Consider the following 1,683-nt stretch of genomic DNA (forward strand, 5'->3'; position numbering starts at 1 on the left):
GAGGCGACGAGCGCGGACCCACGCCGGGGGAAGGCGGCTTTTCGGGACCTGGAGCGACCCGGCGCGACCCGGCGCGGCCCGGCAGGACCCGGTAGGCCCCGACGGGGACCCGGTGGCGGCGACCAGGGCCCGTGGGACCCGGTGAGCGGCGACGGGAAGGTTCTCGGCTAGGTTGGCAACCTCAATCCCCGGCCACGCGTCCGGTGGGTTATGACCGCCATCGTCCAGGAACCGAGCGCCGTCTTCGCGCGCCCGGTGAGCGCAGGGAGGGAGCACGCCATCGCGACCACCCTGGACTTCGACGCCTTCTATCGGGAGACCGCCCACCGCGTGATCCACCTGGTCTATGCGACGACCGGTGACCTGTCGCTGGCGCAGGACTGCACCCAGGAGGCCTACGCCCGGGCCTGGCAACGGTGGTCGCAGGTCAGCAAGGCCGACGACCCCCTCTCGTGGGTGCGCACCGTGGCGCGCCGCCTCGCGATATCCCAGTGGCGCAAGGACACCAACCGCACCGAGGCGCACCGCCGCCTGTCACTGGTGCCGGCACCCACGGCCGAGCCCAACGAGGACCGCGCCTATATCGTCGAGGCGCTCAAGACCCTCTCACCCCAGCACCGGGAGGTCTTGGCCATGCACTACCTGCTCGACATGAGCCTGGAGGCGATCTCCGAGGACCTCGGTGCTCCCCTGGGCACCGTCAAGGCCCGCCTGCACCACGGCCGCAAGGCCCTCGCCGAGAAGCTACGCGCGAAGGGAGCGTCGTCATGACCGACCACGACGACTTCCTCGACGACTGGAGCCGGGAGGATGACGACCTGATCCGGGCCGCCCTCGACTCGCTGCGCCACGACGTCAACGACCTGCCCCTGCCGCCGCTGTCCCAGGTGAAGTCCCGCGGCACCCGGCGCAAGCAGACCATATGGCGGTCCGCCGGCGCCGCGGTCGCCGCCGCGGCCGTCGTGGTCGCGGCCGTCGGACTGTCCGGGCTCGGCCGGCCGAATGGCGACAACACCGATCCGGCGACGCAGTCCACCTCGAGCATCACCCGTTCTACGACCTCAACGACCTCGTCCACGCCGACCAGCTCGGCCACCGAATCGACTGCGCCACAGGTGGATTGGGAGCAGCTGCTCGCCGCCAAGCCCCTCATCCAGCCGTCTGCCGCGGAGTGGCAGGCCGCCTTCGGTCTCGCCGAGGAACCCACTGTCGCGGAGCCGACGGCCCTCGACACCACGCCGGTGTGCGACTTGCCGGTCGGCGACGGCATCGCGCTGGACCGCCAGGAGGTCACCGCCGCCGGCGCCCCGTCGGCCTTCGCCCACGAGTGGACCTGGAGCTACGGCAGCGATCAGGGCGCCCAAGACGCCGCCGCTGCAATGGGAGCGGCGTTCGACAACTGCAGCCGACCCAGCGACATGACGCAGGACTTCTCCGACGAGTTCGAGGAGTTCGGCAAGCTGTGGCGCTTCACGGGCGACAACGGGACGGCCTGGGTCGCCCTGGCCAACGCCGGGCGCGATGTGACCTACCTCGAGGTGTGGGACTCCCCCGACGGCAGCCCCGTCACCAAGTCGGAGATGGCCCGGATCGCCTGGGTCGCCGGCCAGCGCCTGCAGCGCTACGCCGCCTCGGACGCCGGCGGCGCCGGGAGCGGGTCGTCCGGCGGCGACCTGCCGACAG

Annotated in this window: 2 protein-coding genes; both read left to right on the top strand. The window is 71.8% G+C overall.

Annotation, left to right across the window (positions count from 1 at the left end; genetic code table 11):
* Positions 1-210 precede the first annotated feature (210 nt).
* Positions 211-771 (top strand): RNA polymerase sigma factor, encoded by a 561-nt coding sequence (locus BN11_RS17385; RefSeq protein ID WP_083433847.1) that lies wholly within the window; start codon positions 211-213, stop codon positions 769-771.
* Positions 768-1,683, top strand: a 916-nt coding sequence (locus tag BN11_RS24210; RefSeq protein WP_048699581.1) for a hypothetical protein, incomplete at its 3' end; no start/stop codon positions are given. The genes BN11_RS17385 and BN11_RS24210, both read left to right, overlap by 4 nt.

This window comes from Nostocoides australiense Ben110, from assembly GCF_001050535.1.
GTDB lineage: Bacteria > Actinomycetota > Actinomycetes > Actinomycetales > Dermatophilaceae > Nostocoides_A > Nostocoides_A australiense.